Annotated in this window: 10 protein-coding genes and 2 pseudogenes; 7 read left to right on the plus strand and 5 right to left on the minus strand. The window is 58.9% G+C overall.

The window, feature by feature from the left end; all coding sequences use genetic code 11:
• Positions 1-1,106: 1,106 nt before the first annotated feature.
• Together ACSKB8_RS02415 and ACSKB8_RS02420 are read left to right on the plus strand one after the other, a co-directional pair.
• Entirely contained in the window at positions 1,107-2,096 is a 990-nt protein-coding gene (locus ACSKB8_RS02415) for a transposase (RefSeq protein WP_438102266.1), read from the plus strand.
• Entirely contained in the window at positions 1,997-2,263 is a 267-nt protein-coding gene (locus ACSKB8_RS02420; RefSeq protein ID WP_438102268.1) for a hypothetical protein, read from the plus strand. The genes ACSKB8_RS02415 and ACSKB8_RS02420 overlap by 100 nt, the downstream gene beginning before the upstream one ends.
• Positions 2,264-2,396: 133 nt before the next feature.
• On the opposite strand, the pseudogene ACSKB8_RS02425 reads toward ACSKB8_RS02420, so the two are convergent.
• Positions 2,397-3,586 (minus strand): annotated as a pseudogene (locus tag ACSKB8_RS02425) (IS256 family transposase).
• Positions 3,587-4,499: 913 nt separating this feature from the next.
• Between ACSKB8_RS02425 and ACSKB8_RS02430 the strand changes: the two are divergent.
• The 3 genes and pseudogenes from ACSKB8_RS02430 to ACSKB8_RS02440 all read left to right on the plus strand — a co-directional run.
• Complete coding sequence (locus tag ACSKB8_RS02430; RefSeq protein WP_438102270.1) at positions 4,500-4,805, plus strand: hypothetical protein; 306 nt, start codon at positions 4,500-4,502, stop codon at positions 4,803-4,805.
• Positions 4,806-4,968: 163 nt separating this feature from the next.
• Positions 4,969-5,589, plus strand: coding sequence for a nitroreductase family protein (locus ACSKB8_RS02435; protein WP_438102272.1), 621 nt, complete (start codon positions 4,969-4,971; stop codon positions 5,587-5,589).
• Positions 5,590-6,186: 597 nt separating this feature from the next.
• A pseudogene (locus tag ACSKB8_RS02440) lies at positions 6,187-6,563 on the plus strand (transposase); the annotation flags it as partial.
• 972 nt (positions 6,564-7,535) lie between these two features.
• On the opposite strand, the gene ACSKB8_RS02445 reads toward ACSKB8_RS02440, so the two are convergent.
• The 4 genes from ACSKB8_RS02445 to ACSKB8_RS02460 all read right to left on the minus strand — a co-directional run bounded on the left by ACSKB8_RS02445 (position 7,536) and on the right by ACSKB8_RS02460 (position 11,641).
• A complete protein-coding gene (locus tag ACSKB8_RS02445; RefSeq protein WP_438102274.1) occupies positions 7,536-9,356 on the minus strand; it encodes a CoA transferase in 1,821 nt (606 codons plus the stop codon).
• Complete coding sequence (locus ACSKB8_RS02450) at positions 9,307-9,645, minus strand: CoA transferase (protein WP_438102275.1); 339 nt, start codon at positions 9,643-9,645, stop codon at positions 9,307-9,309. Before ACSKB8_RS02450 ends, ACSKB8_RS02445 begins: the two co-directional genes overlap by 50 nt.
• The gene (locus tag ACSKB8_RS02455; protein ID WP_438110354.1) at positions 9,534-9,977 is read right to left on the minus strand and encodes a CoA transferase; all 444 of its coding nucleotides are present in this window, start codon (positions 9,975-9,977) and stop codon (positions 9,534-9,536) included. Before ACSKB8_RS02455 ends, ACSKB8_RS02450 begins: the two co-directional genes overlap by 112 nt.
• A gap of 329 nt (positions 9,978-10,306) precedes the next feature.
• On the minus strand, positions 10,307-11,641 hold the full coding sequence (locus ACSKB8_RS02460; RefSeq protein ID WP_438102277.1) for an LLM class flavin-dependent oxidoreductase: 1,335 nt from the start codon (positions 11,639-11,641) through the stop codon (positions 10,307-10,309).
• 1,072 nt (positions 11,642-12,713) lie between these two features.
• Between ACSKB8_RS02460 and ACSKB8_RS02465 the strand changes: the two genes are divergently transcribed.
• Complete coding sequence (locus ACSKB8_RS02465) at positions 12,714-12,950, plus strand: hypothetical protein (RefSeq protein ID WP_438102279.1); 237 nt, start codon at positions 12,714-12,716, stop codon at positions 12,948-12,950.
• Positions 12,940-13,947, plus strand: coding sequence for a recombinase family protein (locus ACSKB8_RS02470; RefSeq protein WP_438102281.1), 1,008 nt, complete (start codon positions 12,940-12,942; stop codon positions 13,945-13,947). The genes ACSKB8_RS02465 and ACSKB8_RS02470 overlap by 11 nt, the downstream gene beginning before the upstream one ends.
• Positions 13,948-14,354 lie beyond the last annotated feature (407 nt).

Below are 14,354 nucleotides of genomic sequence, written 5' to 3' on the forward strand. Positions count from 1 at the left end.
TACTCCCTCCATGACCGTCTACTCCGCAAGTAAGTCGTTCGAGGCTCACGCCCGGCTCTAAGGTACGCCGAGTCCCGACATTGCGACCGGGATAGCGCGCGCTGCTGCCTGACAGCGTCGACCACGCGTAGCTCCCGGACCGGCGCCACTCACTTACCCAAGAATTGGGAGCAGCGAACCTACCGAAGTTGATAGTATTGTGAGTCAAAGGCTCGCACGCCCAAGCCAATGTTTCGATATGCGGCTTCCGCGGTTGAAAAGTCGATAGCAACTATCTGTGTGGAGGCGCTCCGGCTATCTTCGTAGATACGGGCGTAACGTTTCGCGATGGCGCGGTGAAAACGCTTGTAAGAGGCAGCATATGCCGATCACCGCCCCGCGGTTAATCAAAGAAACGACAGGAAGTCTGAAGGCATTTCCTGAGAGGATCAGGTCGGATCACGCCACCTACCACAAGAGCAAACACCCGCCCATTAATGCGTTCGTCCCGAGCGCTCGTGGTATGCGGCATTTGCTGCCGACGACCCACGATGCAAATCCGCACCTGAGATCGCTCTCGCTGGCGCTTTGGTGCGCATCGCGATAGGGCGCCGAGTGGCACAACATCTATCGGCTCTCCTGATCACCATCAGCACTGTTCGATTTACGAGCTAAGCCGTTGTGCGGCAATATGCGTTCGATCGTCGGCCGCTGCTCCGGCGGCATTGGCGCATGGCTCGGAAATGCACGTCTCGCTGTCCTCACTACAGGTCCTCTAAATCCGCGATTGCTCCCAACGACCAGAAACTGCGACGCTAACGAAGTCTCAATAAGATCGCGACTAGTCGCTTGGGTGCTTCAGAGCGGATCATCAGACATCTTTCCAATTGGTGGGTGGATTGTGTGAGTTCTGTGCGTCAAGTTCAGCAAAATCGATCATGGGTCCGGCCGAGTCATCCCCTCGGAGCCGCCGTCGCTCGCCTCACCCAGAAGCGCAGCGGGCGAGCGACGGCGGCGGAGAGGGGTGGCCCCATTTGCGCTAGGTTTAACTCTAGACACAAAGAATCTCGATGTGATTCAAGCTTGGGATGAGGATTTGTCCGGAGATTTTGGATCATTGGCCGGAGGTGAGTGAGCAGCTTCCGGCAGGCTTTAGCTTGGAAGCGACCGCGCAGTCGCGCGGGGCGCTCACGCGGGTGCGGGAGATCAAGAGCGCCGCGACGCTGTTGCGGCTAGCACTTGCCTATGGCGGTCTCGGCATGTCGCTGCGCGAGACCTGTGCGTGGGCCGAGGCTGGCGGGATCGCAAGCTTGTCCGATCCATCCCTGCTTGAGCGGCTGTGCAAAGCCGCGCCCTGGCTCGGCGATATCGTGGCAGTGCTGATTGCGGAGCAAGCCAAAGTGCCGGCAGACCGCTGGGACGGGTATCGCCTGCGCGCCCTCGACGGGACATCGATCTGCGAGCCGGGAGCTGACCGCACGACTTGGCGGCTGCATGTCGGCTATGACCTGGCGAGTGGTCAGGTCGATCAGCTCGAGTTGACCGACGGGCGTGGTGCCGAGCATATCCAGCGCCTGATTTACGCGCCTGGCGATGTCGTACTGGCGGATCGCTATTATGCAAGGCCGCGCGATCTGCGACCGGTGATCGATGCCGGTGCGGACTTCATCGTGCGAACCGGCTGGAACTCGTTGCGCCTGTTGCAGGCCAACGGCGAGCCCCTTGATCTGTTTGCTGCGCTCGCCGCTCAGGCTGAACAGGAAGGCGAGCTGCAAGTCCGTATCCATGAAGGTACGACAGAGAGCCCGTCGCAACAGCCGCTGATCTTGCGCCTCATTGTCCGACGCAAGGATCCGGAACAGGCGGAAGCCGAGCGCAAGCGCCTGCTCAAGGACGCCAAGAAGCGCGGCAAGCAGCCTGATCCGCGCAGTCTGGAGGCTGCGAAGTACATTCCTCGCTGCCAGCCGGCACCTTCCCGCCGGCCGATATCCTCGCCCTCTATCGCTTCCGCTGGCAGATGGAGCTGGCATTTAAGCGGTTCAAGAGCCTGGCTGGCCTCGACATGCTGCCGGCCAAAAAGCCTGAACTTGCACGGGCATGGATCTATGCCAGGCTGATCGTTGCCATCATCGCCGAACAGATCGCCGGGCAAGTCCCGGACTCTTCCCCTCTGGACGCGACGACCCCCCCCGGCAAGCCCATCGCGCTGGCGCCTCATGAAGATCGCCTTGACGACCATTTGCGCCGCCATTCGCCGACCACTGCTTTGGCAGGCTGTCCGTAATCTCTTCAGCCGAACACGCCGCCACTTCTGCGAGCCTCCGCGTCGGCGTCGAAAACAACACGACAATCTCCGCGCACGACTAACCTAGCGCAAATGAGGGATGGCCCATCCCCTTGGTGGGTCCTGAGCATCGTCAGGCCGCCCGGCGTAGTGCCTCCTTCTTGTGTTCCTTGAGCAGATCCATATTGCGATAGCGATGATCCTCGAGCCAGGCCTCGTGACGCTCGACGGTGAGCGCACGGACAAGCCGCAGGCTCGGCATTGGGGAAGATTCGCACCACATAGGTGCGCCGCCTGATCTCCTCGTTGAGGCGCTCCAGCATGTTGGTCGACTTCATATGCTTGCGGTGCGCCAGCGGCAGGCGGAAGTAGGTCAGCGTCTCTTCGATGTTCTCCTCGACCCAGCCGGTGAGCTTGGGGTACTTGCCGCCCCATTTGCCGAGCCAGGCGGCGAGATCACGCCGGACCTCAGCGAGATCGCGCCGGTCGTACATCCAGCGCAGCTCCAGCAGGCAATCGTCGTCGACCTTGCGCGGCACATAGTCGAGCGCGTTCCTGAGGAAGTGACATAGCAGCGCTGCCAGAACCCGCCCGTAAGCACTTCGGGAATGGCCTTCTTCAGCCCCGGGTTGTCGTCGGAGACGACGAACTCGACGCCATGCAGGCCACGCGCCTTCAAGGTCTCCAAGAAGTCCTTCCAGCTCGACCGGCTCTCCCGGTTGGCGAGTTCGACCGCGAGCACCTGGCGCCGGCCTTCCCAGTCGACCCCGATCGCGATCAGCACCGCCTGGCTCGAGATGATGCCATCGTCTCGGATGCGCTCGTAGCGCGCGTCCAGGATCAGATAGGGAAAGGGCTCCTTCAGCTTGCGTTCGCAGAACGCTTTCAGTGACGCATCCAGCCGCTTGTTGATGGCACTGATCGCCGAGGCCGAGAAGGCATGGCCCACCAATTCCTCGGTGACCTGTTTCACCTTCCGTGTCGAGACCCCTTGCACGTACATCTCGGCCAGCGCCGCAACCAACGCCTTCTCCGAGCGCTGGTAGCGCTCGAACAGCTCGGTCGAGAACCGTCCCTGCCGGTCCTGCCGCACCTTGAGCTCGATCTTACCGACCCGGGTGATCAGCGAGCGCGTGTAGTAGCCGGAGCGATAGCCAAGCCGCGCTTCGGAGCGCTCGCCTTTCTCCGCGCCCAGCGTCTCCGTCATCTCGGCTTCCAGCGTCTCCTGCACGGCAGCCTGGATCAGCGGTTTGAGGAACTCTTTGTCCGACGCCAAAAGCCGTTTAACGGAGAGACATCCGTCCCAATCTTCGTCACGGTCATGGTGGTCCATGCTCCTCTACGAGCGGTGATCTTCGCAACCACCGGACTTACCATGACCGCTTCAGCCGCTCGGCTTTTGCAGAACATCCCGCACACTACCGAATTGTGATCGGAGACCCACGGCTCCAAATAGCGGCTAGCGAGACGCTCGAGGTCGGGGATTAGCCGCAACACGCCGGATAATCCGCCTAGGACTAAGCTGGTCGTCATAATGAAAGGGCAGACCCGTCATCTAAAGAGCAACTTGTCAAAGCTAAACGCTGCACAAGCCGTACGATCTTCCTTGATATTCGTCGTTCCTGTTCGATTGAATACCTCGATGTCGTAAAGCGGACCAACGTGGAATGGCGCGTTCGATTGGGCCCTCCGACAGGCCCTTGTCAAGCGAAGCGCGCGCCAGATTCCGAGAGTGGCACGCCCGTTGCTATGAGGCACAAAGAGCCACCTCCAACGTGCGGTAGTTCGTTTCGGCAGTTGCTGATGACGCTTACCCGAATGATGCGACTGTATGCACTGATAGCCTCTCTGTTTCGCAGCGCCCTAGCAGCATTCATCAACACTGTTGTCGCGAGCCTCACTAAGGCCACCAAGGAGTGCTGCAGTTTTACAAACGACTGCGGTTTCGACCTTGGGCGAAAGCGGACCTTCGTACTGCCAGATTACATCCGGCGAGCCGTGTCGAATGCTTCTTCTCAGCCAACGGCTCCAGCCCCAATACACTTAGTCGCGCATGGCGTCGCGTATCCGGAAAGAGCTCTACGTACGCGATCGACACGCACCCGGATTAAGACACCACAGCGCGGAGACGCTGCTCTCGCCTTCATGCTCACTAAGCAGATTTTCGGGTGTGGGAAGTATAGGCTCGTTCAGGTTTACATCTTTATCACTTTCGCAAGTCGGGGATCACCATAACATGAAGCTCTCCGAACGTCAGTTCAGTCCCGAGGCGTCGATCGTTTTCGTTGGCAAGGATCATTGTGGCCACTGGGGTGCTCGCGACCAGAATGGCATGTTCGGCGGCCTTTTCGTTAATGGGGCCCAAGCGTTGAAGTATGCTCTGCTCGAGAGCGGAAATCATCCAAGGATGATCGTCGAGGTATCATGCCCACTCGAACTAGAACCTCCTGTCGATCGTGAATTGTCGGCAGACGCGTCTCCCGATGCGGAATTGATGCGCTCGAGTGCTGCGTTTTGCTATGCTTCCACGAAGAGCGGATAGCAGTGATGATTGCACTGGCGCAATTATCTATCCAGCTTGAATGTGATCGCTCTGGCGAGCGAACTTCGACATCTAAGGATATTGATTTGCACGAGATGCCACGTTCGCGACCTCCACGCACCAGACGGGCGTCCTCGATTTCCCCGAGACGAAGGAGAAGAGCATGACAATACAGAAGCCGGGTTCTAAAGTCCGCGTTCCCGAACATGTCGTCGAATGGATATTCGTCGAGCGATGGTCGCCGCGTGCATTCGCGGAGGATCAGATCTCGGAAGCTGTTCTGAACAGCTTGTTTGAGGCCGCTCGGTGGGCGCCGTCAGCTTTTAATTCACAGCCGTGGCGTTTTATCTATGCTTTGCGCGATCAGTCGGAATTTGACATATTTCTTACGCCCTTAATCGAGTTCAATCAAGGTTGGGCGCGACATGCATCGGCGTTGATCTATCTGCTGTCGAAGAAGGACTTTACTCCGCCGGGAAAGACAGAGCCACAACTCTCCCGCACTCATTCCTTCGACAGCGGTGCCGCGTGGGCTAATTTAGCCAATCAGGCAATGGCCGCCGGTTGGGCGACACATGGGATGAGTGGATTGGACGACGAGAAGGCACGCGCGGTGCTCAGGGTGCCGGACAGCTTCTCTGTGGAGATCGCGATCGCGGTCGGGCGCAGGGGTGATGGCGCACGCTTGCCGTTCGGCCTGTTCCAGCGCGAACACCCGAGCGGGCGATCGCCAATCGGCGAATTTGTCGCTCGAGGCTTGTTTCCCGAACGATTTAGTCGGTGAAGGCTGGCTATTTGCGAAACCACCCCCGATTATCATAGTAGCAGAGTTCATCGACAGTGACTCTGATGTCGACTCGGGACGAGGTGGTATCTGCATGTCACGCTTGATCTTCGGGGGCACCCGCCGCTTGGCCTTAGATGAACACCCAGAACCTTGGCGCATGTGACCGCGATAGCCTTTGTTGAGAACGAGGCTCTCGATGTGTTTTGCCGATCAGCGCTTCCATTTCCTGACGACGGTCTTGAGCGCATGGCCGTCATAGAGGTTGTTGGAAATGGCCTTCACATAGGTGACGAACTGGCCGCCTGCGTGCGATAGCGTGGCAAGGCAGACCGTGACTCCGAACTCGTAAGGCCGGTGCGCCTTGCCTTCTCGATGAACTGCACTTCCGGGGCGGCAGCGGATAGACCTTCGGACCCTCGCTGGCGCTGCTTTCGATCAGGCACGCGCCCCGCCAGCGCCAACGAGGGGTCGAGCGCGATCTCAGGGAGCAAGCCGACATCGCGTCAAGCTTGCGGGCGATGTCGCTGCGGACGTACCCGAGATAGGTTCTGACCTCCCTCTAAGACTTTCCTCCAGAACGAGTTAGAGTCCGACCTGAGAAGGACGAAGGAACAAGGCGAGCACGTTGCGGAACAGCAGATCATTGCGGTGCTGAAAGAGCACGAGGCCGCGGTCAAAACGGCCGATCTCGGCGGAAACACGGGATATCAGAGACAACGTTTTACAACTGGAAAGCCAAATACAGCGGCATGGACCTCTTCGAGGCCGAGCGGCTGAAGGCGCTTGAGATTAGAATGCCAGGCTGAAGAAGCTGCTGGCCGAGCAGATGCTCGATGCGGCGGCGTCGCGGGAGCTGCTCTCAAAATGTTATGGCCCGCCACCAAGCGCCGCGGTGGCCCATCTGCAGCCCGATGGGACTCTGGAGCGGCTGGCCCGCTCGATGATAAGCGGCGGACCCGAGGATGATGCACTAGCGATCCCGCCGGCCTCCTGACGCCTAGCTCCGGGCCAGGCTGCGCGAACTGCTGATAGCGATAGCGCAATGCTTGGTACTTGATCAGGGCGAACCTACCGAGCGGCGCATAGGACTGACGCAGCTGGATAACGGCTTCCTTGTCGAATAGGCTCGCGCGCCCGGTTCAGGAGCCTTGCGTTGGTCGGGAACATCACGTCCTGGGCTACACCGTAGCATCGATGATAAGGGCTGTTGCGGTTGAGATCAGACGGTTTGATCGCCTCGATCTTGTTGCGACCGCAAGACTCTCCTGCAGCAACGCTTGCAGCTTCTCGATGCGCTGCGCCAGCGCGTCAAGCCGCAGAAGAACTGGTAACAGGAGTTCTCCCAGCGCTCGCGCAAAGCCTCGTCGCAGAGATTGTAGGTGATTGAGAATGGCCAGTCCGGCCATCAGCCACGTCGGGCTGCCGGACCTATCCTCGTAGGCTGCCTCGAACTGCTCGACGAAATATCAGTCGATCATCCGCACCAGCTTCACCAGCGGATGCTCCGTGTCGATGATCGATCCGACCCGAGAAGATCGGCTTGTTCGCTGTCGCATTGTTCCTGTGGCTTCATCGTTACCTCCAGTCCAACCGAAGCAACGTGCGATTCGACCGAATCCTCAAAATCAAAATTGCAAGCTTTTGTCCCATCAACGTCCGAAAGCCTGCAATCTCCCTCTCGCCAGAAAGCTCAAGACGGGAATTTTTCACGGATGACGACTTAAATCCGTCATCGACGCAGATCTCAGTTTGTCAACCCGCCATATGCTTGGTGCGAATCTGACGCAAGCGCGAGCTTCGCGAGGTCTATCCGTAGGGAGTGGTGCCGCCCCATTCTCTCTTGCGAAAGCTTGAGAACAACCCTTGTGCCATGATAGATATCTGATCGGCAAGCCGCAATCTGGCAAGCTGAAGCGTACATCAATGTCGTAGCGCTCATCTTGTCAGCCTAACGACGGCTGCCTTGTTCTTGCGAGCTCCTCCTCCGAGAGCATCGCTGTACCGATGATGCCTTCCCTTTGTAATTGTACAACCTCGTCGTCAGAGAGCCCGAGAAGCCCGGAGAGGATCTCTGCGTTATGTTGCCCCAACGTCGGTGCCGCTGCGCGGATCGCATAGGGCTCTTTGCCTTCGCGAATTGGCATCGAGGGCTGCGGATGCAAACCAATGAAATCTCGCTCGACCGCCTGCAGAAACCCGCGCGAGCTGAGATGCCGATCCTCGAGCAGGTCAATCGGAAGACGCGCCACACCGGCCGCAACCCTGGCGTCCTGCAACTCGAACATGGCTTGATCTGCATCACGCGTGAGCGTCCAGGCTTCGATGCCCCTCTCGATCACATTCTCAATGATCCGGCGTCCCTCCGCAGATTTCAGCGATGGATCCGCAGCCCAGTCTGGCCGGCCGATAAGTGTAGCAAGCCTCTGCCACATATCCACGTCCGTCGCGGCTATTACGATCCAATTGTCCTCACCCGCACATCGGAAGCAGCCATGCGGTACAAACTGCGGATGTCGATTGCCATACCTTCTTGGGGGCATATCGTTGATTGAATGGACAGTAATCCATGGCGCCACAAACGGCATCATGCATTCGATCTGCGCAAGATCGATGAACTGTCCTTGCCCGGTAATGCGGGCGTGAGTTAGCGCAACCAGCACCGCAGCGCAGCCGTTCAACCCGCCGACGGCATCCCCGAACGCGATGTGGCTCATCACAGGTGGCTCGCCGGGGTTTCCGATCACTGTCGGCAACCCCGAGCCCTGCTCGAGCGTTGAGCCGTAGGCCCGGCAATTACGATAGACGCTGTTTGTGCCAAACGCTGACATCGACATCACAACGAGGCGAGGATTGAGAGTTTTGAGCGCGTCGTAGCCAAGCCCGAGCTTTGGCAGTACATCGACCGAATAATTGTTGACGGCAATATCAGCTCCTGCCAATAGCCGTTTCGCAAGGGCAAGGCCTTGCGGCCGCGTCAGATCGAGTGTGATGCCGCGCTTATTGCGGTTCATGACACAGAATTCGGGCTTCATTTCGTACATCTGCCCTTCGACGTAAGCAGGCCGCCGATCAACGCCGCGCCACCAATCCGGATATTGGATGGCCTCGATTTTGATGACATCGGCACCGAGGTCAGCCAATGTACGGGTACACAACGGACCCGCCCAGCCCATTGAGAAGTCGATGACGCGAATTCCCTGCAATGGCGGTGCTGCGACACCGATGCGGCCCGACGATGCGGACGCAGTTCCGGTCACATATCTTCGGATATTTGCGACAGGCTGCTGCCCGCCGAGAGCCGGAACCCTTCCGCCGCGGCGCGGCGGCGTGAACGTTAGTCGCTGCATTGAGCCAACCGTCAGACCTTCTTCTTCGCCAAACACGACGGGCACAATCGCGCCGCGCTCCTTCTTCTCCGTATCCCGACGCAGATCGGATATTTCGGGCACTGGCACAATCGGGATCTTGCGCTTCAGTCCCTCCGCAAACCACTCCTGCGCTGTCCTCCTCTTCAGCTTCGGAACGAACTGTCGTTCGATCAGCTCCACGTGTTCAAGACGATCGACGCCCAAGAACAGGGCCGGGTCATTGCCCAATTTCGACAGATCGAGCATGTGGCAGAACGCCCGCCATTGTGCCGGAGTCCCTGTGGTGACGCCGAGCCACCCCTTCTTTGTTTCATAAATGCCAGCCGGAAAAGTCGGCCAGAAGCGGTTAATGCCAATCCGGTGCATCACGTTCCCGCGCGCAAACGCTTCGAACATTAAGATACTCACTGAGAGTGAGGCTCGATTCAAAGATACTGAGCGACCACGACCGCCCTGCCCCGCCCTGCATTCGCGCAAACGCTGAAGAAGCCGCGGCGATGAAGCCCCATAGCCCAGCAAGGATACCCGTCTGGAAATCCGGTGCGAGCAACGGTGGCCCCTCAACCGATCCAACTAGCTTGATGAGGCCCGCGAGCGCGCGGACAATCGAATCCGTTGCAGAGATCCCGCATAGGGCCCTTCGTGGCTGAACCAGCTTGCTTCGAGATAGATCAACCCGGGGCACCGCTGCCGAATTGCGGCGACATCAATCGTCGGACAATCCGCAGGATCAACATCGCGCCCGTCGAGCAGAATATCGCAATGCTCGATGATTGCAGTCAGCCGAGCGATCGCGTCGGGGCCGGCGCTATCTATGACTGTGCTTGACTTGTTGTAGTTGAGGAACGCGAACCATGCGCTCTGGCCACCCGGCGTGAGTGGCGCGCTGCGGCGAATGGGATCACCTGCCGGTGGTTCGACCTTATGAACGTTGGCGCCGAAGTCCGCAAACAGCCGCGCGCAATAGCTGGTTGCGGCCGAGCTACCAATCTCGACGACCCGCAGATGCGACAACACTCCCATCGAGGGCCCCTCTTTCCAGCCATGCCGATTCCCGTGCCGCCATTCTTCACGCGATGACGTTCCCGTCGACATCATGCACGGGAGCTACTAAACACCTACACAGGGGTGCTTGCGACGATCCGCCGCGAGAGCACTGAGATCGAGAGCCGCTCAACCAGCGCTGCATCTCCATGCGGCTCGATACTGTTGTCGATGTCAAACATCGAGACCGTTGCGTTGTCATAGGGCGCCGCACCCCTTATGTGTTACTGACCGTCCCGCAATCCCAAAGGCCGAACTCTCAATGGGTTTGGCTTTTTTCACTGGAGATTGCCTACATTTCCCTATGCCGCACTATTGATTGGCCGCCGCAGACCAAGGTTCTCTCTTAGGGTCTGTCCGGAGTATTCGGACCTGAATTTACCTCGGCGGCGCAATTCGGGAACGACGAGGTCAACAAAATCCTTGAGTTCGCCCGGAGCCATTGCCGGTATTACATTGAATCCGTCGGACGCATATTCATCAAACATCTCAATCATTGTGTTGGCAACCTCGTCCGGCGTTCCGACGGGCATGAGATGGCCACGGCTGTCCGATATGAACCGGATGAGTTGTCTCCAGGTAAATTTCTCGCGTGCGGCCAGGTGCAGGAGTAGCTTTTGCCGACTTTGAATAAAATTAGTCTGCGGCAAGGTTTCGGGGACGCATGAGTCGAGATCCACTGAACGAAGATCAGTGACAAATCCTAACCAACGATCGGCCGCTCCAATTAGAACGTCGATGTGTGTATAGGATTGTAGTCTCTTAAGCTTCTCAGACGCTTCCTGCTTGGTTCTCCCAACGATTGGAACAATGCCCGGCATGACTAGCACCTGATCGTCCTCTCGCCCAAGTGCGCGCGCTTTCCCTTTTAGAGCTGCATAATATCGCCTATCGTTTTCTAGGGACCCGGCGGCAGTGAACACGACCTCGCCAACCTCTGCAGCGAACTGCATTCCGGCATCGGAGGCGCCGGCCTGAACCAGCACCGGATATCCTTGCGGAGGCCGTGCGATGTTGAGAGGGCCTCTGACTGCGAAGTACTGCCCTCTGTGATCAAGCAAATGCAGCTTCTTAGTGTCAACGAAGATACCACTGGCTTTATCGCGAACGAAAGCGTCGTCCGTCCACGTGTCCCATAGACCTTTTACAACGTCTACCGCCTCTCGCGCTCGAGCATAGCGGGCGTCATGATCTGGAAGTTCGCTGTCACCGAAATTCGGTGCTTCGAACTTATTTCCCGACGTGACAATGTTCCAGGCCGCACGTCCTTGCGACAGGTAGTCGAGTGAGGCGAACATTCGCGCAAGATGATAAGGGTGGTGGTACGTTGTCGTCGCTGTCGCGACAAGGCCAATGTTTTGTGTTTTTGATGAAAGTGCAGACACTAGCGTGATGGGCTCGAATCCATCGTTTCGGCTTACACGAGCTATGTGCGCATTATCTCGTTCTAATACACTTGGGCTGTCTGCGAGAAATACGAAGTGAAATGCCGCCCCTTCGGCAATTGCCGCCATATCAGCGTAATAGTTGATATCAACTCCGCAATTCGCCGGTACAGTTGGATCGCGCCATGCACCTTCATTGTATCCCGCTTGAACAAGGAATAATCCGAGTGCCATTTCACCATTGCGTGCCATTTCATTCCTCCATTGAATAGCAGCCCCACGCGCCGCGTTCAGCTTTTGGCCGGTCCACGTGGGAAACGCGCGCCTCAGCGCTTGAAATTTCTGCCCAGAGCTCGTTTTGACACGTTTCGTGCGAGGACAGTGTCGGTGCTCAGCCGAAAGCACAATATCCCTCGCCTTCTAACCGGCCTGTGCGCCCCAATTGACATGTTTCTGTTGGCTAGATCAATTACCAGGATTGGTAGTCTGCCCGGCGAAAGTTACTTGTTACCGTCCCATACGATGGCGCTCGGGGCGCCGCTAAATCCGTAGAACAAGAAGATAACCGATAAGTAGCAGCAGTTGAACTACCCATGCTCCACCATCGCATCGATGTGGGCGTGTCGGGTGTTCTTAAGAGTCCGCCACGTAAAACTCGTCATCTGGGACGGAAGTTCGTCACATCATATGACGCCTTGAATCTCTGTCGAGGAGAGCACTTGTGGCGAATGCAGCTGTTGGAGGTCGGCCAATTAAGCCGTGGTGCTGAGTGCCCAAGAGCGCGCATACGAGTCAAGTTGTAGCCCGGTAGTTTGAGCCGGTCCCGGTTGTCTGAACAGAATCTCCGCATCGATAAGTGGAGCCTCTGCCGGGGTTAGGCTGCCGTGCGGAGCGGCAGCGAGGTGAAGTAGGCGTGATCCGGCGTGCTGCCGTCAAGGCTCGAATGTGGACGGCGGCCATTGTACAACAAGGCTTGAGAACGCCCACGGGACCGTATGCCGTGAGGTTCTGTACCGGCATCACCCTTGGGCAGGCCGCGAGGTTTTCGTCCATGGTGTGATCGACAAGGCGGACGGCGTTGTTTTCCGCTGCACGCTGGATGGATCGGAGACGCAGCGTTTTCTGGAGATCCCATCCTGGATGTTCGACCGCGCGGCATGTGCTCGCGGTGGCAGCCTAACGGCAGAGCCCTTTGTCAGCCTGGAAGCGCTCAACGCGTTGTCGTCGCTTGTCGATTCAGCGGTCAAGAGCGCGACATCATCATTGAATGAACCGCTTTCCGGTTCATGCGGAGTCTCTCACGATCAGAATCGGGGAGAGGCTCATGGCAAGCAGGACGGCGATATCGGCGAACCCGGTTCGGCGCAACCGGCGGTTCGGCGTGCATCAGATGGACCTGTTCACGGGTGGCATAGCGCACGGCGCCGTCGGGGTACCGGAATGGCGGGAGCTGCCGAAGGAGGCGCAGGATGCGCTGGTGAACTTGATGACGCAGCTGGTGCTGGACCATGCACGGGTAAGCGCAACGCTCGCGAAGAGGCAAGACGGTCATGATCAGTGACAAGGTCCGCCCTCACCATCTCGAGCGCAAGGCGATCCTCTATGTGCGCCAGTCCTCCGCCCATCAGGTTCTGCACAATCGTGAGAGCAGCGCGTTGCAATACGCGATGCGCGACCGATTGACGGCGCTGGGGTGGTCCAAGATCGAGGTGATCGACGATGATCTTGGGCGTTCCGCTGCCGGCGGCGTCCAGCGCGCGGGCTTCGAGCGGATGGTGGCCGAGGTCTGCCTCGGCAAGGTCGGCGCAGTCTGTGCGCGGGAGGTCTCGCGCTTTGCCCGCAATAGCCGGGATTGGCAACAGCTGATCGAGATGTGTCGCGTCGTCGACACGGTGCTGGTTGACCAGGAAGCTGTCTATGCTCCGCGGCATGGCACCGACCGACTGCTTCTCGGGCTGAAGGGGAGCCTCAACGAGTATGAGCTGGACCTTTTGCGACAACGCTCGCTCTCGGCACGCTACGAGAAGGCCAGCCGTGGCGAACTGATTGCGGCTACGCCAGTCGGTTTTGTGAAGGTCGGTGATCGCTACGAGAAGGATCCGGACCGGCGTGTGCAGGACGCCATTACGCTCGTCTTCGACAAGATCGAGGAACTCGGGACCGCGCGGCAGGCGCTGCTGTGGTTCCATGAGCACGGCCTCGACCTACCGGTGAAGCAGCCGAACGGCGACACAGCCTGGCGACGGCCCAGCTACGCGACTCTCCACAGGATGGTCGAGAACCCGGTCTACGGCGGAGCCTACGCCTATGGTAGAACAGCCGTAGCGACGGGGTACGGCGTCCATGGCGCAGGCGCGAAGATCCGGCGGAAGGCGCGCGCCGAGTGGCTCGTCCTCAAGCCGGACGCCCACGAAGGGTATGTGAACTGGGAGAGGTTCGAAGCGATCCGTACAATGGTCTCCAGTAACGTGCCCACGAGCCGGCATCATGGCGCGCCCAAGCATGCGAGGCGCTGCTCACCGGGCTCATCCGCTGCCGGCGTTGTGGCCGCAAGCTGACGCTGCGCTACAGCGGTATGAAGCATCACATCCCCCGTTACAGCTGCTCGCGCGGCTGGATGGACAACGGCGAACCGCGCTGCATCGCGTTCGGTGGCTTGCGCGTCGATGATGCGATCGAAGGGGCACTGCTCGGCGTTGTCGGACCCGGCGCCGTTGCGGCGGCTACGGCCGCGGCAGCCCAAGCCACACATCAGAGGGATCAAGTTCGCGAAGCGCTCGGCCGTGATCTCGAAGCGGCCCGTTACGCCGCCGATCGCGCCTTCCGGCAATATGACACGGCGGATCCGGCAAATCGCCTGGTTGCCGCGGAGCTTGAGACGCGCTGGAATCGCTCGCTTGCCCGCGTCGCCGAGGTAGAGAGCAAGATTGCCGCGCATGATGCGACGACCGCACCGACAGCGATC

The organism is Bradyrhizobium sp. BR 1432 (assembly GCF_051547705.1).
GTDB classification, from domain to species: domain Bacteria; phylum Pseudomonadota; class Alphaproteobacteria; order Rhizobiales; family Xanthobacteraceae; genus Bradyrhizobium; species Bradyrhizobium zhanjiangense.